The sequence below is a fragment of the Chamaesiphon minutus PCC 6605 genome, assembly GCF_000317145.1.
GTDB lineage: Bacteria > Cyanobacteriota > Cyanobacteriia > Cyanobacteriales > Chamaesiphonaceae > Chamaesiphon > Chamaesiphon minutus.
Window position 1 is genome coordinate 2,147,181 of sequence record NC_019697.1, and the last position, 22,311, is coordinate 2,169,491.

Consider the following 22,311-nt stretch of genomic DNA (forward strand, 5'->3'; position numbering starts at 1 on the left):
TTTATGCTTGTTCGACCCCAGACTAACCCACAAGCGGATTTTAAAGCAGCCCGAATCCGTTGACTCTTAGTCTGCCTTCGGCAATCTCCAGTTGCTCGAAAACGAAACCGATTAACATTAGAGGTTTCGGCTGGCAAAAACCGCAGCCTCCCCGAATAGGGGCACTGGTTTAGGTGGTAAGTCGATGCGCTGTTGGTTAAGTTAGTTTCAAGTAACTTGAAACTAATTACATCGCTCAAACTCTTGTCTGGCATATTTCCCACAGCTCTCTTATGTACGATCGAACTCGCCGCGTTAAAATAAGTAGAGATCGATCTTAATTCGCAAGGTAAGTATGGGTGATGCTAAAAGACGGAAGTTGCTGTGCGATAGTTACCGCTTAGAACCGCACTGTTCCAAACAAACGATTGAAGTTGTTGGACTTCCTGAAGCCTCCAAGCTCCGAATTTCCGGCGAACTTCAAAAATACTGGGCAACATTAGACCCCATTCCCTCAAAACGATTGCATAAGCTTATCGATGTTGTTAAAGATAGTGGTGGGGGCGTGTGCGTGAATTTAATCGACGCTCACACTATTATTCCTCCCTCCGATCTGATTGCCAAAATTATCCCCAAAATTCCTGACTTATCTACGACGGCAACCGCTGAAATCGGTGAAATTTTAGCAAATTACGATCCCGAAACTGAACTTGTAGTGATTTCTTGCCTCCCCCCCGAACTTCCCCAATCGATCGCTACGCTCTTGTACGAACATACGGTTTTGTATGTCATTACTTATCAGTATAGCTTTGTTAATATCTATAATTGAAATGTCGCGGTCGCTGACCCTGTGGCCCTGCGGGGCGGCTGGTTTTTGACTGATGACGCGGACTACTGCCTTAGCTCCGATGGAAATCACTAGTGTCCGCCTCATACAGTCACCGCTTGCGCTAAAACCAGCTAGTAGCGTAACTTTATGGGGTCGGTACAGATTTGTTTTCTGAATCGAAAGTAAAAAATCTAAATGTTAAATCAGCAATGAGTTTGGTATATCGATGAAGGAACTATATAGCAAATATAAGTAGTTTTTCTGACCGATCGATTTAAGAGATTTAAATTAATATTGTCGATCGCGCTTGATAAGTTTCAATAGTATTATGCTAAATTAAATAAAAATCGATAAGCTTGTGCCGACTTCAAGAGTAGGAAGATTAGCTTCTCTTTGGATCGATCGTTGTCCGAAGCCTATCATGTTTCATTTATAATAAAAAGAGTAATAACTAATTTAGTTATTACCCAAAACAAAAGTATTTCACTAATCATTGTAAATGAAGCTACGTGGAGATCGAGTACCAGGTCGGAGCGGTACTCTTTGCCAACGCACCAAGAAGAAAAAGCTACAGAACGGACAGATCCAGGAATATCCGTTGGTAAGTGTCGAACGTGACGCTCACAACGTCTTGCATTGGTTCTGGCATTATCAGATACTGAAAAGCTGCATGACTATTTGCATGATAACTTTGTCATTGTCTATGTATTCCACAACGAGTTTTGCCTTCAATCCGCAACATTAGAAAATCTACCAATGCTGGGGTCGAATTTAACCTTGCAAGTGCCCACACTTCCATTCCGATTCTTACTGACGATAATCTCCATCACCCCTGGTTCCAAACTATCTGAATTGTAATATTCATCCCGATATAACAACAGTCCCAAAATTAAAGTCAGTGAAGGTGTCACCACCCCCACTGCTCTCCAAAACCGTGCTTGCGCCTTTTAACGCACACGGCTCCTCAGTAAAACGGTTGTTGTCATCAATGCGTCATTACCAACATATCGTCTTGCCAGAACCAAGATTCAGGTTTAACTGGTGGCTTAGGCTCAACACTATTACAGTTGGATTTTGTGCCAGAACTGCCATCATTGACAGTTTTTGTGTCGTGACAATGCCGATGAAGTAATTGCCAATTTTCATATTTATCCTTTCCACCTTTCGATTTAGGGATGATGTGGTCAACTTCTAGCGAATCTCCATCTTTGAAGTAGTTCTTGCAATGAGCACACTTTCCCTTTTGTGTTTTCAGTAGATTTCCCACTTTAGTAGACACTTCAGGATGTTTACCCATTCTTGAACTCCAATAAACCCAATCTCCGTCATAAGGTGAGGAATTGCCTTTAACTTTGACATGTCGTTTGATTTCAATCGAATCATGCCGCACTAACTTGATTAGGTTGTTTCCTTCTAGGGTCGCAAATAACCAATTATTATTGTTAATACTTTTAAAGTATTTATGGCGAATCCATTTCTTACCTTTATTTGGATGACGGTGACTACCCCATTTAAAAAGTTTAAGAAAGACCAAAGAATAAATTTTACCGAAGACTTCCTTACTGTTGACTGTGCAGAAGTAATTACACCAACCTCTCACGATCGGATTGAGACTATTGATTAGCCGAGATTGGCTTAATCCTCTTCGCTTATTTATTTCTTCTTTTAGCTTTTTATAGTGTCTTTTTTGACTTTCTATACTGGGTCTGATAATAGTTTTATATCCCAATAACTTACCATTAGAGCTTTTTCCAGATGAATATTTTCCAACAGAAAATTGTCGGATGTTAAAGCCAAGGAAATTAAACCCTGCTTTTTCTCCATCTAAATCACTTAGACAGTGGGCAATTCTAGTTTTACTGGGTTTTAATTCCAATCCAATGTCACTTAACCATTCTTCTACTTCTTTTTTACACTGATTAATAACTTTCAAATCTTCGTGAAGAATAACAAGTAGAGTCGCCCAGAGGAACCACCCCTCCAGGCGCTCGCAGAACCGGACGTGAACGTCTCCGCTCATCCGGCTCCTATTATCCAGCCGCCATATACAGCAATCCCCAGTGAGCAAACAGGTTCGGCTGTTTTCGCGCTATGCGTCTCAACCATTGTGCTGCCTGCCGCCGATGATTCCGTAGACGTTTGTATTTCCGCGTCGCCCACATGACTAGGCGACGTTCCAAGCATTTTAGGGTCGGGTATAGGGCTGACTTGTAGTAGCGACCATAGTAGTTAATCCAACCTCTAATGACTGGATTAAACATCCTGGCCAGGTCTTCTAACTTTTTATCGCTCCTTAATTGCCAGTCCCACTGGCGCGATGTCTTCCGAATCGCCTTAGCTGCCTGATTACTAATCGCTGGAGTAAAGTTGATGAAGTGTTTTCCCCATCGATTCTTTGACCTGCGAGGTCTAAATGTATACCCCAAAAAGTCAAAGCTGGTGAGGGGATATTCTTCCCGTCGGTCATCATCCTTGCAATAGACTATATTCGTCTTTTCTGGATGAAGTTCCAACCCAACTTCCTTCATGCGCTCATTTAGGTCTTGCTTCAGCTTTTGCGCCTGGGCTTCGCTCTTACAGTGACACACCGCATCATCCGCATACCGCTCAAATTGAATGTCCGGATTTTTCCGCTCCATCCACTTGTCGAATGCGTAATGCAAAAACAGATTCGCCAGCAATGGACTGGCAACTCCGCCTTGCGGTAGCCCTTTGTCTGGAAGTTGTTTGGTGCCATCTGGCATCTGAATCGGTGACTTTAGCCAGCGTTCGATGTACAGAATTACCCATTTCTCTTCCGTATGTACGCGCACCGCCCGCATCATCAGCTCATGGTCGATGTTATCGAAAAAGCCTTTGATGTCTAGCTCTAGCACCCAGTTGCTTTTCCAGCAACGTTTTCGCGCCATTCCCACCGCATCTAATGCCGATTTTCCCGGTCGATAGCCATATGAATCTGGATGGAAGTGTTTTTCCAATTCCGGTTCCAATAAATCTTTGGCTACCATCTGGGCTACCCGATCTGACACAGTCGGAATTCCCAATGGCCTCATCCTGCCGTCTCCTTTTGGTATTTCTACCCGTAGAACCGGGGATGGAAAGTAGCTGCCAGATGTCATCCGATTCCATAATTTGTAGAGGTTATCCGACAGATTCTCTTCAAACTTTTCGATCGTCTGTCCATCTACTCCAGCCGCTCCCTTGTTGGCTTTGACCCGTTTATATGCTTCCCAAACTTGGCGTTTGGTGATACTCAACGGCTTTGCTTGTTCCATTTGAATCCTCCCGATTTCCGGTTGTTCGATTTTTCCAAGCTGGACAATGCTTCCCCTTCGCTCCCATCCCATTACAGGATGTTCTTCGCTACTACGGGTCGCTCCGCCCCTGCCACCTGCATCGGTACTCTCACACTTATGGGGCTTCCACTTGTGTTTCTCCCTTATCATCAGGATGGCAGGTTCCCACGTTCCACATCAGAGCCTAGATCGAGTTCACGCCGTCTTCATGCCGGAGGCCATCTGGCCAGTAATCAGGTTGCTGCCAGACTAATCCCGAAGTAACGACTACCCCTCGGTTTTGACCTCATTCCTATGCTTTCGACACTTCATCAACGGTTCACTCGCGTTCGTCTCCTCGATCCTTACCTGACAGAGTCTTGCTCTGCCTTTTCCGTAACGCTCACCACCTCGGCTCTTTACCGATGCAGCTTACGGTGGTTTGAAGCCTCCACCTGAATGGCGGCTCCGAGGGGCCTTCCCTCATCTCTTATGCAGCATAGCTGCCAGGAGGACTTCGTCCTCCTATGCGCCTTCGTGGCACACAGTCATCAGCATATCTTACACAGCAAATCGATTTTAATTTATCCCTGACAGGCAATTGATTACCATTGGGACGCTTCATATCGAATTTTGGGGCTAATCCCATTATCAATTCCTCAAGTCCATGTAAGGCTATATTTGCCAAAAGTGGGCTAAGAACTCCACCTTGGGGGGTACCTTCATTTGTAGGGAACAGCTTCTTTCCATCCATGACACCAGCTTTTAGCCAAGCTCGGATTTGTTTCCGTAAGGTCGGGAAGGTATTTAGTTTTGATAGAAGTTTATTGTGGTTAATGCGGTCAAAACATTTACTGATGTCAGCATCTAAAACATACTTTGATTTTTTAGAAATTGACGAAAAGATTGCTTCAATTGCATCGTGACACGAACGTCCAGGGCGAAAGCCATAGCTATTTGGTTCAAATTTCGATTCCCATTCAGGTTCGAGAACCATTTTTACTACTGCTTGCAAGGCGCGGTCTTCCATTGTCGGTATGCCTAAAGGTCTTTCTTCGCTGGTTCCAGGTTTGGGAATCCAAACACGGCGCGTAGGTTTTGCTTTAGTACCCAGTTTGATTTTATCTACCAAGATGAGACGTTGCTTTGGAGTTAGGGATTTGACCCCATCTACACCCGCCGTCTTCCGGCCTTGGTTATCCTGAGTTACACGACGAACCGCTAACAATCTTGCCGACCGTGAACTTATCAAAAGTTTCTGAAGTCTGCGAACTAACTTGACATTGCCACGATTAGACGCTTGGAAAATCCGCTTTTGTAACTTGAAAACTCTACGTTCTAGCTTGCGCCAGTTGATTTCGTTCCATCTATACATCGGACTAATTGCCGTGTTCATAGCATATTTATTACTACTTGTAGCTTTTCCTTCCGTGATACCGTGTGTACGTCTGCATATCCTGTCAATTACGACAGGCGTTAGCTTCTTACACAATCTCTCCCACCAGATACCTACAAAATTGCAGAGTTTACGTCTTAGCTGACTGCTTGGAGTATTCGACCTCTCCAAGAGTAATCTGATGGATTACTTCGTTCCATACAACCATTGTTTTGTGACCTGTAGGATGACACCTTTTCATCGAGTTTTAGGGTAACGCATGGTATATAAGATGGAACCTTTATACCACCCTGTTCTACGCCCTTTTGGGACTCCCAGCGCATACAGCCTTATTTCGCTGGTTACAGGTAACGATGATTCAGATAGTGTCTTAGCAATTGTTATCCATAGTCACCTACTCACAGGATACTAATTTAGGCTATTAGTATCTTTTTGCTTTTACCCCTGCTTTATAGATTGATGGCTAGTCTCTGCTATAAGGGATAGGTTTTCACTTCTGCGTCTGAAGGATAGGATTTGTGGGTTCTAGGGTACTTTCACTCACCTATAAGGTTGTATAGTTATCATCGGTTGGGGATTAAAGTGCGAACTCAATCCGAAGGATTACCCAAACCAATGTCGCTCATCCCCTGATTGTTCAGTTTAGAGCGAACGAATCGCACTCCATATCTTGCTCGATATCCCCCGAATCCTTAATGTCCGCCATTCCAGGACGCTTATTACTCTGACTCTCTACTCCACGGTTGATCTGAGCTAACGCCACAAAGGGGACATCAAACTCCTTCGCTATATCCTTAAACGCCCCAGAGAACTTACCCACAGCCTGCGCTCTATTCCCCGCTGACCTGTCTCCCAACTTTTGAATATAGTCGAGGACAACCAATCCCAATTCACCTCGCTCATGGCGGATTTTTCGCAGTACCGAGCGGATTTTGGCGGGTGTCAGAGCAGAAGCAGGAGTATCATCAATGATGATAGGAAGTTCGCCCAATGTACCCAAAGCTTGTTTCAGGGTTTCATACTCATCCGCATAGATTGTATTGTGGATCAATCGATGTGAGTCAATCCCAGAGTGCATCGATAGCAACCGTTTTGTTAACTGTTCGCTCGACATCTCCGCACTGAAGAAGACTACTGGCTTATGTTGAGTAGTTGCAATATGATTCGTCAAATGACAAGCTAACCAAGTTTTACCCATACTCGCTCTAGCAGCAACAATGATTAGATCCTGCTTGATTAACCCACCAATCAAAGTATCTAAATTACCCAATCCAGTAGGATATGCAGGTTCGCTTCCTTGTGAGATTTTGGTGACTACAGCAGCCAGACAATCACCAATAATTTTGGGTTTAAACTGGTCTTGTTTGTTTGTGGTTAGGTTAAATATCTTCTGTTCTGATTGGTCGAATACTGATTCTAGTTCTGTCGTTGTATCATGTCCTAACTTCACCAGATCGTGACCTGCTGCGATTAGTTCGCGCCGTTTGTACTTATCAACCACCAATGATGCAAGGTGGTCGATATTAACGGCTGAAACTGTCCGCTCTAATAGCTGGATTAATTTAGCTTCACCGCCTACCTGTTTGAGTAGTTTGTGGTTAGATAACCATGTCTTTATGCTCAATAAGTCGGTGGGTTTGTCTTGATGGTAAAGATCTAAAGCTGCTCGGTAAATAGTAGAGTGAGCAGTAATATAGAAAACTTCAGGAGTTAGCAAGTCAATAACTCGACCCATAGCTGACGGATCTAGCAGAATACCACCTAAGATATTCTCTTCTACTTCGATATTGTTGGGTAGAATGGGATCATTCATCTTTCTGTTTGAAAATAGTACTGAGTTCTTGAAGTTTGTCGAAGCTGATTAATTCTTTAGTTGGTCTTTCGCTAGTTGTAACTATTTGATACTCCGGTTTAGCTGACTGTTGTGGGATTAGTTCTGGTTTAGTCCAACCTTCTCTAATAGCTTTGTTTAACCAGCCACCAGGATTAGGAATATCCTTCTTACTAAGTTGCTCTTTGAGTGCTGCTATTGCAGCTAAGACAGTCGATTCAGTAGCAGCTTTAATTGTCTTAGTTAGAGTCGGATTTAAACCGATATCTAGAGAATCTAGTTCGGATTGAATCTGTTCGTCAATCGTAGTTTTTCTCTTGCTTGATATTGGTGTTACCTTGCTATCTAGTTGTTCGCCTTTTAATTTGCCTTGGAGATCTTCGATAATCTGCTGCTGCCTTTCGACTTGCTCCTGGAGGTAATGGACTCGGTAGACTTGACCAGCAAGTGCTTCATTCTTACGCTTGAGTTCTTTATTTTCGTTCTCTAGTTGTTGACTTTTTTCCTTGAGACGGGTAATGATTTTACCTGTAGAAGATGAGTTAGGTTGAGCAACTGGTGAAGTCGGGAATGACCGTTGTTTATTTCTAACTTCGGCTATGCGTTGCTTGATCTCTGGATATTTGTAGAGATAAGATACACTGACATTAGCTTCCTTTGCGACGGTGGTAAAGTTAATCTTGCCATCAATCTTTTGTAAACGTTCGATAGCTTTAAAAACTCGACCTGCTGAATCCTCCTTACGGGCTGCTTGAACTTGTTGAAGATTATCGACTCTAGCTTGTTTGGTATCTGAATTGCTCATGCTGCCCCCTGTTGCAAACTAGCAATGATTTTGTCAAGTTGTTCTGCTTGTCTGCCGAATTGCTCGACCAGTACTTCCTGCCCTGCTGACATAGCTTTAATTAATTTTGCTCGAAGCTCGTTAAGTGTGTTGATGTATTGGGGGAGTTTTTCAATAGTAGCGACAAAGCACTCACAGGTATAACAAGCTCTAGATTTATGACAGTCTTGGTTAAGCGGTAGACCACAATAACCATAGATAGGTGTATTAACATGGGTTTGGGTTAGTTCGAGTTTGTGGGAAATGGGGGTTTCCCAAAAAGACTTAGGAAATGATTCATAGAGAATACGATGACCGTTACTGTTGACAAGTGCTTTCTGGATATGTCCAGCTTCCTTCTCCATCAGGTTGCAACTGACTTCGGTATAGTGGGTAGCAGTAGTAGCAAATTGTTTATGACCTGCCCAGGCACTAACTACTGCTAAATCGTGCCCTTGTGCGAATAGTTCGGTTAAGCGAGTGGATCTGAGTAATTTTGATTGAAATTTGGCTAACAGGCCATTTTCATCGCGGATATCGAGGATTGTAATTAGAGTGCGAATACCAACTGATAAGGGATGATTTGCATGAATTGGTAGAACTTTCATAACTGGTTCTAGTTGAGGTTGGGATACGTCAGTCTTTGATAAGTTGTGATAGTGACAAAATAGATAGTCCCATTCATCGCTCCAAAGGTTTTGAATATACTCCTGTTGATCTTGGACTACTTTAGCAATAGTTCTACTAATTGGTATTTCATGATGATCGTTGGTCTTTTTTCGATGCCAGATTAATTTCCAATGTTGTCCTTCTCGAACTAGACAATCTCGTTTGAGCAAGGCTAGTTCTGAGGGACGCATAGCAGAAAAGTAACCTATCAACCACATTCGAGCAATCGAATCTGGTAATAAATGTAAATTCTGTTCGATTTGCTCCCTTACCTGGTCTGATATCGGGTCGGGATTATATTGATACTGTTTTGGATAGTCGGCATCGCGGATGATGTCTTGGTCGATATCAAACCAACCTTTAGTCGTTCCGATGGTGAATAATTTTCGCAATCCACTTAGTTTAAGTTTATTAACCTTCTGTCCTTGAACTAAATAATCAAGGATGAGGCTACGATTGATTTCATCAAAACTAGATATGTTTTCTCTAACTAAGTAGCGAGAGAAACGTCTGAGTGTAGACAGATCTTGTTGAATTGTGCTTAAAGATCTGCCAGTCTTACAAAGATGTTTAACATATTTTTTGACTTCAACTTTAAACCAAACTAGATGAATATTAGCAAAGTTGGCTAGATGTATTCCTCGATCTCGGTCATCAAAATTAGGGTTAATCGTTCTCAAATCCCATTGCTCATCTTTCCAGTCAAATGATTTTATTGCTGAACTAGTGTTGTCGCTATAATGACTAACATTCACATTACTCAAAATCAGTGAGTCAAGTTGACGATGCTTGCAGCTTTTACATTGAAATCTCTTTTTACCAAACCTGATGCCAGTTAGATAAATATCTTCAGCTTGGCATTTAGGACAAATGAAGCCTCCAATTCGATGTGTTAAATGTCAAGTGTTTTGGGTTCTTCCGAGCTTTTGGTGAAAGTGGGCGATCGAGCTACGCCAACGATCGGGAAAAGAAGCATTGTTACAGATTCAGAAGAAACCGTTTGGTGAGTAAATCTAGTCCAGCACGTCCATACATCTGTCGCTTTAACATTTTCAAGCGATTATTCAAACCTTCGACTGGACCATTGCTCACGGTTGTCATCATACTGGCTTTAACAGCAGCATAGTCCTCAAACAAACCTTCAGCAAACTGGACAATGGGTTTGAGCGAACTTTTAACAGCCTTAAGCAACCAATCATCAAAAGCATCTGCTCGTTGCTCTCGCAGCAGTCGTAAAAACTCATCTGCTAGCTCAACGGCTAAGGCTAAGGTTGGATGCTGCGAGACGATCCTAGCGATGAGTTTGGTATCCTCTGCGTCTCGATGCTCCACCCGCTTCAAAATTAAAAAGGCAGCTCGACTTTTAGTTAATGGCTCAAGTTGAGGATCGATCGCTATCGGTAAACCGAGGGTAGGTTTCACTCGGCTCGGTGGTAAGCCTTGAGCAGCTCTGACCGAACCCAGATAACGAGTTAGAGTGCGTTCGCTACCAGTGTATCCTTGCTGTTTTAATAAGACCATCAGGACTTTTGGCTGGCGAATTTCTGCATTCCACCACTCTAGCAGTGACTGCTTGTAGGGTTCCAGTAAGCTTCGACCCGATCGGTCGTTCGTCGCAGCTATTTCCGGCAAGTCAGGTGCGGCTAGATGGCGTTGGACGGTTCGCACGCTGACCCCAACCGCCTGAGCAATGGCAATCTGTGACCATTGCTGTTCGCTCAGCCGCTTGATTTTTTGTTGTTGTTGCACGCGCTGTTGATAGTTCGTTAGCTTTTGGACTTGGAGCTTGGCTGTGGTAGTCGGTCGAGCGGTTACAACCACGACGGTTTCGTTAGGAACAAAAGTCTGCCGTTGCTGTTGTTCGATTGCTTTGAGTTCGTTGCTATAGCTGCTGAAGACTTTTTCTAGCGTTTCTTCCAGGTTTTGCACCAGATGAAATCTATCGGCTACTTGAATGGCTGCTGGTGCCCCTTTGTCCATTGCACTTTTGTAAGTTTTCGAGCGATCTCGCGAAAGTATTTCGACCCCAGGATGTTCTATCAACCAATTTGTTAAGGTTTCTGCTTTGCGGTCTGCTAATAGAGCGATCGGTTGGTTAAGTTCTAAATCAACTAAGATCGTACCGTATCGCTCGCCTTTGCGAAAAGCAAAATCATCCACACCCATAATTCTAGGAATCTTAACTGCTGGTAGAGATAACTTCTTGAGGTGATTCAATAGCGTACTTCCGCAAGCTACAATACCGATGTGACCACACAGGCTAGCACCTGCTGCACCGCCCAGTGCTAATCCGATCGTCTGAATTTTTTGGCTTAATCTACTGGTCTTTCTTGCCCACGGAGCGGTCACTTCCGGTATCCGCTCGGTGAAGATTCGCCGAATGCAATCGGTATTATCGCAGAAGAACTTACACACTTGCATCACCAGAGTCAAACTGTAGTTGACACAGGGCAGGTCTGCTAATGTTCGTTCGTAACGGCTATGAATGCGTGTGGTTGGATTCGCACACACTGGGCACTGGACTGATGCTTGGGTTGAGGAGACGTTTGCGGTAATGTGATACTCATCTGTGTCGATTTCCTCGTGTTCCAACCGCAGTAGTTGGAAACCTGGGAGTAGGCATTTAAGAAATTGGGTCATATTCTCATGTTACTCACCGCCTCCGATCGTTGGCGTAGCTCGATCGCCCACTTTCACCAAAAGCTCGGAAGAACCAGAGTTCATCAACTGATTCAACAACCTACTTTATTTGCGCCATCTTTAGAGCCTTGGAAAACAGTGAGAGATCGAATTGGGGATCTCCCAGAACCTGATTTTGAAGGTAGTTTTGACAGTGAGCATGTTCTCAGAGAGGGTGCAAAAGCATATCCTGGACACACTGGCAGTTATATTGACATGCCTTCTAAAGCACTGAAAGCAGGAGATCGCGGAGTTCCTGGAGGAGAAAATATGATTCGATATCCAGACGGTCAAGTTCGCTACTACACATTAGTGACAAGTTAAGAAGCGATCGCACTTGTCAAGCGGGCTTGAGGCGATGAGTCGAAGAAAAAATTGTCTGTTCGACTCATAGAATCAGGAAAAGGTGCAATAATTAACTTAACATTAGGTTTACGAACAGTTTTAACAATACCTAAATCTTGATTCTCTGGGGCAGCAAAATAGGTGACTGGATTGGCAGCTAAACCTTTATGATGAGCTACATGAAAGTGATAAAGACCTCGATAAATCATCTCTAAAGAAATGCGGTCGAATGGGAGAGATAATTCATCAGCTACAGCATCACCTAAATCGACTAGAACTGCATAAAACAGCCAAGTCCCCCACATCTGTAATTTAATTCCATTAACTGAACCAGTCCATAAATAACTCAACCCGAGCAATCGTTTAACAGTATTAAAAGCCTCTTCAATTCGCCACCGTCTTCCGTACAAATCGGCGACTACATAGGGAGGAAGATTCAATGGGTCGAGTACACTAGTTAGATAAGAATACCAGACTTTACCCACTTTAATTTCGACTAATCTTACAGTTATATATGGAGTCTTTTTGGTGCCAGACCCCATCCGCACTATTCGGTCACGGATACTATAACTATTGCTAAATACTCGCTCTATCTGTAGCGATGCACCTTTTTTTAATCGAGTAATAAAATGAATATCTCTGTTAATTAATTCTTGCCAAAATTGGAAATGATAGAAGCCTCGATCCAAGAGCAATAAAGTGCCCGATGTTACTAAATTCAGGATATCTTTCTCAAAATTAACATCTGAAGCTTTGGGATTTTCTCTAAACCAGATTTCAATCGGCAATCTCGTCACCAAATCTATGACTACTCCCATTTTTCCCGCTAGTTGTCCGATTGGCACATCAGATAAGCTATCTAATTTCTTGAATATCGCTTCCAATGTGGAGCCATCACATGCCCAAATCCGCTCAAATTTTGCTTGAGCAAATTCAATGCTTTGTGGCAACAATCGCTGTTTTCTCTGGTGCCACTTCACTCTAAATTCTGGCAGTAATTCCTTAAACACTCTCTCAAATAACTCAGATGGAAAGGTCAGAAATCTTTGTGCAATCGCCTGTTGACTTACTTGTGTTGGCTCACACCACAAAAATCCTTCTCGCCCTAACATTCGGCTTAGTTCTCTGACTCCTGGCACATTCCGCCACAGTAGCGTCAGCACTGCTGCCATCATCAAGGGTAAATTTAACAGCCGATTTCTCAGCCCTAATTGTCGGTAGTAATGACTTTGATTGAAAATTGCTGGTGTCAATAAAGCCTCTACTTGAGCGGCGATGATCTCATCTTCCACACCTGGTTGGTGGTTCTTTTTGGCGTGGTCGCGGTTACTTCTTCGGCGGCTGGTCATCAGGCCTCTATTCCCTCAAACTCTTGACTAGAAACAGTTTGGCATCTTTTTATTACCCTTTTGACAAATCTCTGATTTTCTTAACTTGTCACGAATGGCTACTACACAACCTTTGAAGCTAAACGAATCCAGACTTTCCCAGATGATTATAAAATTTGGGGTTCATGGACAGGAGCAATGAGGCAGATTGGCAATGCTGTACCCGTAGAACTAAGTCACCATATAGCGAGTTCCTTAGCGCGAACAGTTTGTGTATAACCATTGCTAACAATCCGCTCGCACGCCGCTCGGATCGAGTCGATCGGTTGAATTCAAAAAGTTACTAGCGGCAGATGAAGCGGGGTGTTAGATCGAAAGTTCTAACCCATTAATGCCAAGCTAGATTTCGTCAAAGCTGGTACGATCCGATCGCTAGCAGCCCTCGCACCTGAAAGATTTCGCGCTGCTGGGCCAACTCGTAATGCTGCCAAACCACCCATAATAAATAGCTCACAACCTTGCCAGCGCAGATGTTCGTCAATTACAGGTAAACCATTGACACATTCGATCGGATGAGCAGCTAAAACATCTTGTAATAATGGATGATTGCGGGCATCTAACTGACTGCCAGTAGCAACCCAAATTCGTTGGCATAGCCTCTCTGAAAGAGAATCGATACTTTGATGATGAATACACTCATGAACAGTGGAATTATCGCAATGTATCTGCCAGCCATTGTCGCTCCATTCGGCTTGAGATACCCCACATTGTTCGTAAAATACAACTTTGCCCTCTCGCTCCAGTCGCCGCAGTTGAGACAACACCGTTGGAGTCATCGAGCCACCATTTCGCGCTTGTTGAATCATCTGCCAGCGTGTATGTAAATCCGGCTCCGCCCAGAAACCTTTGAGATATTTTGGCCCAATCCAACCAGGATCGGCATCGAATAGCTTGTCATATACATTGCGGCGAGACATTAATAGCACCTGTGCGCCACGTTCGACTGCCCCCAAAGCCAGATGTCCGCTCGTTAGACCTCCCCCGACAATTAGGACTCGTTCACCCTGGAGCCGCGATCCTCGCAGGTCTATTTGATGAGAATGCAACAGCCGATCCTGGGGATAACTTGTCGAAATTTCCCCCACCCATTCAGGGAGATTCGGCACGGCTCCACCGTTGGCGATTACTACTCTACGGGAGATAATGCTTTGCCCATTAGATAGGTGCAAACAGAATCGCGCACGACCACGATTTTGGCATGGTTCGACGCGGATAACTCTAGCAGGATAGACACAATCAGCTAATTGCCACCGCCGGATTGTTTCTTGGCAGAAATCCCGAAATAGTTGGGTTCCAGGTAGGTCGTAGGGTGCAAATAATTCGTCTGGACGGGGAGCGGCAAAGGTACGCAGGGCATGAGGATCGGGATCTGGTTGATGGACGGCGGGCGATCGCAAATGGGGGATCTCGAAGGCGGCAAACTGACGCTCCCATTGACTCATCCAGGTACCACTAGGATCGAAGGCGAGGAACCGTCCGCGCATGGATTTCTTTTTCTGTAATAGATGTGTCGCTAGCGTCAGAGCATGAAGACCAGCTCCAACAATTGCCAGATCGATGAATTCGGGGAGAGTCACTAATGGATCGAGCATGGATGAATCGTTCGCTAATTGACAAGAATGATTATCATTCTATCTATTAAACTAGCGAAGAGACTTTTCGGTTATTTATTTGGTAGAGTTTTTTTCGATCGCTAAAGGAGGGGGCAATACTTCTCGGTTAAGCTAAAAATTAGTTAGTCCGCGTCGGCGGACTTTGCATCACTAGCGGCGACTTCAGTCGCTAGCAGTTCTTAACCGAGAAGTATTGAAAGAGGGGGAAGGTAAATATTAATTCACCCTTTCCCCCTCTACAACAGCTCAAAAAACTCCAGCGTGAAAACGATCCTATGAAGTCAGAACAGGGGTTCCGGCTGGTTGGGCGATCGGCATTTTGCCCAATTTCACACCATCTGGGTAGTACTCCCAACCATCTTTGATCTTAATATCAGCATCCCAAGGTAGTTTATATTTGCCCTCGGCGAGATCGCGAACCCAGGTGAGATAATTCTCGCGTTCGCCACCAGGTTTGCCAACATACCCGCGACAACCAAGGTTGAAAACATTATTTTCTAACGCCCAGTTTTTGCGTGCTTCATCTACAAGGCGAGGGAATAATTCGGCGGTAACAATTTCCCAAGGATTGCGATGTCCTTGCTGAATAACATTGCCATCATAGTTACAAACAGTGCCTTCACCGAAGTAGTAGAACACCTCATCATAACCAGCAAGGTTGACGGAAATTGTATACATCAGGTTTTGCCATGCATTGGTGCGATTAGTCCAAATCCATTGGTCGTTTACTTGGGTGGAATAACCAGAGATGCGGATATACACGTTACAGCCCTTGTAAGCAGCCTCTCGCGCTAACTCAGGGAACATCCCATCGTGGCAGATACAAACTGCTAATTTCGACCCTTTTGGGCCATCACAGACGGGCATTCCATAGTTCCCTGGATACCAAGGCTCAATGGGCACCCACGGTTGCAATTTACGGTAATGAAGGGCGATTTCACCTTTGTCATTAATAATAATGGCGGTGTTAAAGGGGGGTAAACCTTCAACATCGTTTTTTTCCATCAATGAGAATACGCCCCATACTTTATTGCGGACGCAAGCTGCCCGAAATTCGCCAATTTCAGGACTATCAACCGTCAATAACATCTCATCGTATGTCCAGATTTTTGTGTTCAATCCCTGAGTTGAATACTCTGGCATCACAATCAAATCTAAACCGGGATAACCTGCTTTTGTATTGTCAACTGTTCGGCAAATCTGTTTGACCTGGGTTTGGATATCCTCTGGCCCGCGAATGACGGGTACGGGATATTGAATCATTGCAACTAGGAGTGATTCACTCCAAGAACTAACGCTACCAGTACTACCCATTTTGGCTGCTCTTCCTTTCAAATTGGATTTAGCAGTTTCAATTTATGACAACCCAACGTTGAAATCTGTTGTGGGGATTACATTTTGATAATGATTATCATTCTATATGTGCCGAGTGAGCTAGCCTAGCTAGCTCTCGATCTGGCAAGCGACAGCGAAGGATCTACGGGTAATCGATGGCGCAGAAGAACGATATTGTTATTTGGATCGGAATGATTATCTGTCAAATTATCTAAAGATCCGATATGATGATAATGATTATCGTTATTGTAATAATGGTTCGCCTCAGATTGATATGTCGCCAGTCTCCCAGCCACTACCACCCGCACTGGATCGAATCATCCAACGTTTCCAACAGATATCGGAACCAAAACGGCGGTATGAGTACCTGCTTCACTTTGCCAAACGTCTTCCGGCGTTCCCTGAAGACCAGAAAATCCCTGAGAATCGCGTCCCTGGCTGTGCATCGCAAGTTTATGTAATTGCGACAGTTGAGGAGGGAAAGGTCAGATTTGAGGCTGATTCTGATGCCCAAATTACGAAGGGATTAGTGGGTTTATTGGTGGAAGGATTGGATGGGTTGACTCCCGCAGAAATTATGCAGTTAACGCCGCATTTTATTCAACAAACTGGATTGGATGTGAGCCTGACTCCTTCTCGTGCCAATGGGTTTTATAACATTTTTCAGATGATGCAAAAGAGAGCGTTAGTTTGTCACTTGACGGAGACTTATTCGCAAAGTTAAGGAGACGATTATGGCTAATTCAGTCGCACAGAGTTGTCTAGATTCAGTGTGGGAACCTCTGACTGGAATACCTGTAACGATCGTCACAGGCTTTCTGGGGAGTGGTAAAACAACATTGCTCAATCACATTCTCAACAATCGGCAAGGTTTAAAAGTTGCCGTAATTGTGAATGAATTTGGGGACATCGATATCGATTCACAGTTGTTGGTAGCTGTGGATGAAAACATGGTGCAATTAGCCAATGGTTGTATTTGCTGCACGATTAATCAAAGCTTAGTCGATGCAGTTTGGGCAATTGTGAATCGTGCGGAATCGATCGATTACTTGGTGATTGAAACGACAGGAATAGCCGATCCGTTGCCGATCGTGCAGAGCTTTACAACTACCGATCTCCAGCAGGTAACTAGGGTTGATTCTGTACTAACATTAATAGATGCAGAATCATTTACATCCGAACATTATGGTAGTGAAGCGGCATTAAATCAACTGATTTTTGGAGATATTATTCTGGTAAATAAGACCGATTTAGTGGCTCCTGAAGTTGTAACTGAGTTGGAGAATTATATTCGATCGATCGCCCCAAATGCCAGAATTATTAATACCGAATATGGACAAGCACCATTACCATTAATTTTAGATGTGGGAATTAATACTACTCTCAAATCGTTCAACTCGAGTCACGAACATTCTCATCACTTAGAAAATGATGGATTTGTTGCAGTTTCATTTGAAAGCAATTCTCCGCTGATTTTAGCTCAGTTTCAGGACTTTCTCGATCGATTGTCTTCAGATGTTTATCGGGCTAAAGGTATCCTCAAATTTCAGGGTAGTAAATTGCGTCACGTTCTGCAAATGAGCGGTAAGCGGTATGAGATGAAGAGTATGCAGGCAGAATCATCGATCGCCAGTCGTTCGCCACCACCTCATGCTAATCAACTAGTATTTATCGGACGCAATTTGAACGCGGAGGCAATTAGAACACAACTAACTAAATGCCTTGTTATTTAATTTAATAAATCTGCATGACTCAAACAATAACGCATCCAACCACAGCTACGCTCGAAATTCCTAAGCGGGGAATGCCTGTCACGATTATTACTGGCTTTTTGGGCAGTGGTAAAACTACCTTACTAAATCATATTTTAAGCGATCGAAAAGGTTTAAAGATTGCTGTATTAGTCAATGAATTTGGTGATATTAATATCGACAGTCAACTGTTGGTGTCGATGGAAGATGGCATGTTAGAACTCAGTAATGGTTGTATCTGCTGCACTATTAATGAAGATCTAGTAGAAGCGGTTTATCGTGTGTTGGAGCGGGAGGAGAAGGTAGATTATATGGTGATTGAAACCACTGGAGTCGCCGATCCATTACCGATTATCTTGACATTTCTGGGGACAGAATTGCGGGATATGACAAGATTGGATTCGATCGTCACGATGGTTGATTCTGAGACATTTACGCCCGAACACTTTGATAGTGAGGCTGCATTTAAGCAAATCACCTATGCTGATATCACGATCTTAAATAAGACCGATCTGGCAAGAAAAGAGCAAATTCTAGATTTAGAATCTTATATTAAATCTGTCAAAGAAGGTGCCAGAATTTTACATAGCGAACATGGGCAGGTACCCCTAGATTTGATTCTAGATGTGGAATACAATAACCCGAATAATTATGCGGGATTAGTTGAGGAAGAGATAGAACAAACAGAGCAGGATATTCATAGCCACAAACATCATGCTCATGAACCTCATGGATCTCATGATGCTCATCAACACGAACATCATGCTCATGAATCTCATGAATCTCATGATGCTCATCAACACGAACATCATGCTCATGAATCTCATGAATCTCATCAACACGAGCATCCCCACGAACATGACGAACATCATCACAACCACGAACACCATGCTCACGAACATCATCATCATCATTCTAGTCACTTAGATAATGATGGATTTGTATCGATCTCATTTGAAGGAGATCGCCCCTTTGATGTCAAGAAATTTGAGACATTCTTGCAATTACACTTGCCTTCAGAAGTTTTTCGAGCAAAAGGAATTCTATGGTTTACAAATAGTGAAGATCGGCATATTTTCCAACTCAGTGGTGCTCGTTTTAACCTAAATGGTGAGCCGTGGCAATCTTCACCCAAAAATCAACTTGTGTTCATCGGACGAAATCTGGATGCCGATAATCTTCGACAGCAGTTAACAGACTGTTTTGCCTAGTTTCACGCTCTAATTCAATAATCGATCGTTAATCACTCAATCTCAGTTTACTCATGACATTATCTATTTCACCTGACGATATCCGCAAGCAACTCATCAGCACTGAATCTAAATCTCCCGTTTCGGAAGCAGAAATGCAACAAGCAGTGCGGACATTGCTAATCGGGCTGGGTGAAGATCCCGATCGCGAAGGACTCTTAGATACCCCGAAACGAGTCGTTAAAGCTCTTAAATACCTAACTTCTGGCTACAACCAATCTTTAGATGAATTGCTCAATGGAGCAGTGTTTCATGAGGATGCGAGCGAAATGGTGTTAGTTCGGGATATCGATTTATTTAGCTCTTGCGAACACCATATTTTACCGATTATCGGACGCGCTCATGTTGCTTATATCCCCAATGGAAAGGTAATTGGGTTGTCTAAAATTGCCCGCATTTGTGAAATGTATGCCCGCCGTTTACAGGTGCAAGAGCGACTGACTGCTCAGATTGCTGATGCGATTCAAGGGTTGCTGAAGCCCCAAGGAGTGGCGGTGGTAATTGAGGCGACGCACATGTGTATGGTAATGCGCGGGGTGCAGAAGCCTGGTTCGTGGACTGTGACGAGTTCGATGCAGGGTGTTTTTGCTGATGATGCCAAAACTCGGCAGGAATTCATGGATTTAATTCGTCATCGTCCATCTTTCCATTAGATTGGTTGTGAATAACTTAATAGCACAGAAATCTTATTAGGTGGAATGCGAGTGACATTTGGGTAGGGGCAATTCATAAATTGCCCCTACATCAATGTCACCAAAGTATTAAAATACTACGAAATTTAATATTCAATTTATTAGCGATGTGGCGATCGATCTGGTGGTGGCTGGCAATTACCACAATATTTTATGATAATTAAATCTTCAGTGGCAATTTTTTAATAAATGCAACTAATTTTTGGTTTCGCTAGCGGGCAACTCTCTGTTTTATCGAAACGATTCCCATTCAATTCGATTCCTTCTAGCTTAGGCAGATTGACTAAAGAGCTAATATCACTAATTTGATTGTTACGAATTAAGAGCGTTTTTAAATTCACCAGTTTAGATAAAGGTTTCACATTGCTAATTTTATTGTTTGATAAATATAGCGTTTCTAAATTATTCAAATCGACTAATGGTTCGAGGTTGCTAATCTTATTTTTATCTAGAATCAGAAAGTTTATCTTTTTGAGATTGGTTAATGGCAGTAGATCGTCGATCTGATTCGAGTCCAGCCAGAGCAGTTGCAGATTCGTGAGATTAGCTAACGGTTGAATATTATCAATCCGATTTTCCGATAAATATAATTCCTTGAGATTAGTAAGATTATTTAGCCCAGTGAGATTGCCGATCTTATTTTTTTTCAAGTACAGCGAACTAAGATTGGTGAGATTGGCTAAAGGCTGAAGATTTTCTACTCCTGTTTGTTCGAGAAAAATAATTCTTAACTTAGTAAGCTTCGCTAATGGCTCGATATTTACTACTTTGCTTTTTGATAAATTCAGAAATTCAATATTGGTAAGATTGGCTAGTGGCTGAATATTACTAAGTGGAGTTTCAGCGGCACTAACTTGTTTCAATTTAGTCAGTTTTGCTAAAGGTTGGAGATCGCTGACTGAAGTTCGTGAGATGCTAATACTCTGCAAGTTAACCAATTCTGCTAGTGGTTGTAAATCGACAACCGCACTCTCGGAAAGATCGATCGACTGAAGATTGACAAAATCAGCAATTGGTTCGATATTCTTAATCTCTCGATCGACAAGATCGAGTTGGGTCAGCTTCAGTAAGCTCGTACTAGCTTGCTGACAATCATTGGTACTTGCTGTTTTTAGTAACTTTTGGACGGTGCGCTTGGCATCGTCAGAAATATTTTGCTGGTTGTTACACCACTCTAAAAATGTTTTGTACTTTGGTTGGGCGATCGAGATCGTGGGGTGTAAAATCGAAGATAACATCCCGACCGAAATGCTAATTAGCGCAAGATTTTGAGTTTTCATACATTACAATTAACACTCGCGATGATAATAAAATTGGGCAATATTTTTAGCTGACGAACGATAAAATAGAAGGACGTAAGATATCTATGGTACTAAATTTGCCCAAAGTACTATACACCATTTAGAACTTATAAAAAAAGCGCACGATCGCTGAAATAAAGCTCGATCGCGCCCCCTCGCTATCAATATTCGTTACGATCTAGCCGTCTGAATCTGTCTAACCTGCATTCTTCGCGGAAAATGAAGCATGGTAAAATATGTTTCAAACGATGCGATAAAATTCACCTGGTTGTAAATCAATTTGACCGAAACCAGACACCCAAGCCAGCCACGCACCCCCAACTGTCTCGCACAGCAGTAACGCTTCATCATCGCTATAATCATTCGGTCGATCGCGCAATTTTACCCAAGTATCGTTTTGGGGCTGAAAACTATCGATCGATACCAGCTCTACAGCAGATCGATCTTGCCAACAGGCAGTAATTAGATTCATAAACTTCTCCCAAATTTCTGTATCTCATTTTACCAATTAGCAATATCTATCGACAATCGATCGCATTGGATCTTCATAAGGCAGAAGGCAAGTCCACACGCATCAGATCGATCGGTGATGCTGTAGTGGTAGTAAGTGTCGATCGCCAGATCTGGATCTACAATCAATATATACGGATCTGGTACGTCCAACAGTTAGTAATAACAGGAGCGAGTAGCTGATGAGATATCACTGGGAACTAGACAGCGGACATCAGATCTCGATCGATAACCAAGGAGCGCAAACTGTTATCACTGTCTTGCAAAGTAGCGTCGGGCAACAACAACACACTAGCAGTAGTTTTACCACGGGCACCTGGAGCGTACCCCCAGAAATGACTCTCACGCCAACTGGCGGACTCGTGAAAATTATCACCGCCAGCGGCGAATCGAGCGTCCAAATTCAGGGGAATAGCATTCAACTCCGAAGCAGTCATCAAAGCGATCGTCAGTCTAGTTGTAGCAGCACGTCTTGCCGAACAGCAAGGTGAGGATAGAGTTTTTCGGGCGTTGCTGGATTGATGTATGAAAGGCTAGGCAGGAAAGCGGGTAGCGGCTCGCAGCCGGGAGGTTCCCTCCCGGATTATGCGAGACAAGACAAGACAAGACAAGACAAGACAAGACAAGACAAGACAAGACAAGACA

At 43.3% G+C, this 22,311-nt stretch carries 20 protein-coding genes and 2 pseudogenes; 9 read left to right on the forward strand and 13 right to left on the reverse strand.

Going from position 1 to position 22,311, the window contains the following annotated elements:
• Positions 1 to 334 precede the first annotated feature (334 nt).
• Together CHA6605_RS10010 and CHA6605_RS32815 are read left to right on the forward strand one after the other, a co-directional pair.
• Positions 335 to 808 carry a hypothetical protein gene (locus CHA6605_RS10010; protein WP_015159347.1) on the forward strand — a complete coding sequence of 158 codons (474 nt, stop codon included), beginning with the start codon at positions 335 to 337 and terminating at the stop codon, positions 806 to 808.
• A 499-nt stretch (positions 809 to 1,307) separates the two neighbouring features.
• Positions 1,308 to 1,553, forward strand: a complete 246-nt coding sequence (locus CHA6605_RS32815; RefSeq protein WP_015159348.1) for a hypothetical protein — start codon at positions 1,308 to 1,310, stop codon at positions 1,551 to 1,553.
• On the opposite strand, the gene CHA6605_RS32820 is transcribed toward CHA6605_RS32815, so the two are convergent.
• The 8 genes and pseudogenes from CHA6605_RS32820 to CHA6605_RS10045 all read right to left on the reverse strand — a co-directional run bounded on the left by CHA6605_RS32820 (position 1,537) and on the right by CHA6605_RS10045 (position 11,442).
• Positions 1,537 to 1,722, reverse strand: coding sequence for a DnaB-like helicase C-terminal domain-containing protein (locus CHA6605_RS32820; protein WP_198288457.1), 186 nt, complete (start codon positions 1,720 to 1,722; stop codon positions 1,537 to 1,539). The genes CHA6605_RS32815 and CHA6605_RS32820 overlap by 17 nt on opposite strands.
• Before the next feature lie 71 nt (positions 1,723 to 1,793).
• Positions 1,794 to 2,828 carry a group II intron reverse transcriptase gene (locus CHA6605_RS10015; protein ID WP_086936202.1) on the reverse strand — a complete coding sequence of 345 codons (1,035 nt, stop codon included), beginning with the start codon at positions 2,826 to 2,828 and terminating at the stop codon, positions 1,794 to 1,796.
• Between the two features lie 10 nt (positions 2,829 to 2,838).
• Positions 2,839 to 4,254, reverse strand: coding sequence for a group II intron reverse transcriptase/maturase (gene ltrA, locus CHA6605_RS10020; protein WP_015158729.1), 1,416 nt, complete (start codon positions 4,252 to 4,254; stop codon positions 2,839 to 2,841).
• Between the two features lie 370 nt (positions 4,255 to 4,624).
• Positions 4,625 to 5,479: pseudogene (locus CHA6605_RS10025) on the reverse strand (reverse transcriptase N-terminal domain-containing protein); the annotation flags it as partial.
• A 637-nt stretch (positions 5,480 to 6,116) separates the two neighbouring features.
• On the reverse strand, positions 6,117 to 7,292 hold the full coding sequence (gene dnaB / locus CHA6605_RS10030; protein WP_015159051.1) for a replicative DNA helicase: 1,176 nt from the start codon (positions 7,290 to 7,292) through the stop codon (positions 6,117 to 6,119).
• Positions 7,285 to 8,115 carry a DUF6262 family protein gene (locus CHA6605_RS10035; RefSeq protein WP_015159052.1) on the reverse strand — a complete coding sequence of 277 codons (831 nt, stop codon included), beginning with the start codon at positions 8,113 to 8,115 and terminating at the stop codon, positions 7,285 to 7,287. The genes dnaB and CHA6605_RS10035 overlap by 8 nt, the downstream gene beginning before the upstream one ends.
• Positions 8,112 to 9,557, reverse strand: coding sequence for a tyrosine-type recombinase/integrase (locus CHA6605_RS10040; RefSeq protein WP_015159053.1), 1,446 nt, complete (start codon positions 9,555 to 9,557; stop codon positions 8,112 to 8,114). The genes CHA6605_RS10035 and CHA6605_RS10040 overlap by 4 nt, the downstream gene beginning before the upstream one ends.
• Positions 9,558 to 9,780: 223 nt before the next feature.
• Positions 9,781 to 11,442: an ISL3 family transposase gene (locus CHA6605_RS10045; RefSeq protein ID WP_015158908.1), complete on the reverse strand. Its 1,662-nt coding sequence runs from the start codon at positions 11,440 to 11,442 to the stop codon at positions 9,781 to 9,783.
• A 6-nt stretch (positions 11,443 to 11,448) separates the two neighbouring features.
• On the opposite strand from CHA6605_RS10045, the gene CHA6605_RS10050 reads away from it, so the two are divergent.
• Positions 11,449 to 11,805, forward strand: a complete 357-nt coding sequence (locus CHA6605_RS10050; protein ID WP_041547888.1) for a hypothetical protein — start codon at positions 11,449 to 11,451, stop codon at positions 11,803 to 11,805.
• Here the strand turns inward: CHA6605_RS10050 and CHA6605_RS10055 are convergent.
• Positions 11,802 to 13,175 carry an IS4 family transposase gene (locus CHA6605_RS10055; protein ID WP_015158054.1) on the reverse strand — a complete coding sequence of 458 codons (1,374 nt, stop codon included), beginning with the start codon at positions 13,173 to 13,175 and terminating at the stop codon, positions 11,802 to 11,804. The two genes, CHA6605_RS10050 and CHA6605_RS10055, sit on opposite strands and share 4 nt — an antisense overlap.
• 99 nt (positions 13,176 to 13,274) lie before the next feature.
• Here CHA6605_RS10055 and CHA6605_RS37225 point away from each other — a divergent pair.
• Positions 13,275 to 13,433: pseudogene (locus tag CHA6605_RS37225) on the forward strand (DNA cytosine methyltransferase); the annotation flags it as partial.
• Positions 13,434 to 13,534: 101 nt separating this feature from the next.
• Here the strand turns inward: CHA6605_RS37225 and CHA6605_RS10060 are convergent.
• Positions 13,535 to 14,806, reverse strand: coding sequence for a SidA/IucD/PvdA family monooxygenase (locus CHA6605_RS10060; protein WP_015159349.1), 1,272 nt, complete (start codon positions 14,804 to 14,806; stop codon positions 13,535 to 13,537).
• 294 nt (positions 14,807 to 15,100) lie between these two features.
• The gene (locus CHA6605_RS10065; protein ID WP_015159350.1) at positions 15,101 to 16,141 is read right to left on the reverse strand and encodes a formamidase; all 1,041 of its coding nucleotides are present in this window, start codon (positions 16,139 to 16,141) and stop codon (positions 15,101 to 15,103) included.
• Between the two features lie 295 nt (positions 16,142 to 16,436).
• Here CHA6605_RS10065 and CHA6605_RS10075 point away from each other — a divergent pair, with 295 nt between their 5' ends.
• The 4 genes from CHA6605_RS10075 to folE are packed head-to-tail and all read left to right on the forward strand — an operon-like array spanning position 16,437 to position 19,816.
• Positions 16,437 to 16,886: a SufE family protein gene (locus CHA6605_RS10075; RefSeq protein ID WP_015159351.1), complete on the forward strand. Its 450-nt coding sequence runs from the start codon at positions 16,437 to 16,439 to the stop codon at positions 16,884 to 16,886.
• A 10-nt stretch (positions 16,887 to 16,896) separates the two neighbouring features.
• Positions 16,897 to 17,895 (forward strand): CobW family GTP-binding protein, encoded by a 999-nt coding sequence (locus CHA6605_RS10080; RefSeq protein WP_015159352.1) that lies wholly within the window; start codon positions 16,897 to 16,899, stop codon positions 17,893 to 17,895.
• A gap of 14 nt (positions 17,896 to 17,909) precedes the next feature.
• Positions 17,910 to 19,124: a CobW family GTP-binding protein gene (locus tag CHA6605_RS10085; protein WP_015159353.1), complete on the forward strand. Its 1,215-nt coding sequence runs from the start codon at positions 17,910 to 17,912 to the stop codon at positions 19,122 to 19,124.
• A 53-nt stretch (positions 19,125 to 19,177) separates the two neighbouring features.
• Complete coding sequence (gene folE / locus CHA6605_RS10090) at positions 19,178 to 19,816, forward strand: GTP cyclohydrolase I FolE (RefSeq protein ID WP_015159354.1); 639 nt, start codon at positions 19,178 to 19,180, stop codon at positions 19,814 to 19,816.
• Positions 19,817 to 20,037: 221 nt separating this feature from the next.
• Here folE and CHA6605_RS10095 read toward each other — a convergent pair whose 3' ends face one another.
• On the reverse strand, positions 20,038 to 21,135 hold the full coding sequence (locus tag CHA6605_RS10095; protein WP_015159355.1) for a leucine-rich repeat domain-containing protein: 1,098 nt from the start codon (positions 21,133 to 21,135) through the stop codon (positions 20,038 to 20,040).
• A gap of 262 nt (positions 21,136 to 21,397) precedes the next feature.
• Positions 21,398 to 21,628, reverse strand: a complete 231-nt coding sequence (locus CHA6605_RS10100; RefSeq protein ID WP_015159356.1) for a hypothetical protein — start codon at positions 21,626 to 21,628, stop codon at positions 21,398 to 21,400.
• A 220-nt stretch (positions 21,629 to 21,848) separates the two neighbouring features.
• Between CHA6605_RS10100 and CHA6605_RS33985 the strand changes: the two genes are divergently transcribed.
• Positions 21,849 to 22,157, forward strand: a complete 309-nt coding sequence (locus CHA6605_RS33985) for a hypothetical protein (RefSeq protein ID WP_015159357.1) — start codon at positions 21,849 to 21,851, stop codon at positions 22,155 to 22,157.
• Positions 22,158 to 22,311 lie beyond the last annotated feature (154 nt).